Origin of the sequence: Marinobacter confluentis (assembly GCF_004785685.1) — a bacterium.
Lineage (GTDB): Bacteria > Pseudomonadota > Gammaproteobacteria > Pseudomonadales > Oleiphilaceae > Marinobacter > Marinobacter confluentis.
In genome coordinates this window covers 1-305 of sequence record NZ_SRPF01000078.1, presented here as the reverse complement: position 1 = coordinate 305, position 305 = coordinate 1, and the positions used below count along the sequence as shown (strand labels likewise).

General features: G+C 63.3%; 1 pseudogene. It reads left to right on the top strand.

What is annotated here, in order from left to right:
- A pseudogene (locus tag E5Q11_RS17625) lies at positions 1-305 on the top strand (lysylphosphatidylglycerol synthase domain-containing protein); the annotation flags it as partial.

Below are 305 nucleotides of genomic sequence, written 5' to 3'. Positions count from 1 at the left end.
AGCAGCGGTTCGGGAATATTATCTGGCCACTTTCCTCAACCAGTGTCTGCCTGGTGGAGTGCTGGGCGCTGTCAATCGGGCTTTGCGCCATGGCAGCGGTTCCGACCAACGGGCGGCAGCACTGCACGGGGTGATGATCGAGCGGCTTTCCGGGCAACTGGCGATGTTTGTGGTAGCGCTCTGTGCCGGGGTCTGGCTGGCGGCCAATCACCCGCAGTTCCGTCTGCCCGATCATCAGTGGGGCAATGGAATGGGCGGCGGGCGCTTGCTGGCGTTTGCGGCGGTCACTTTGGCGCTCGTGTTTG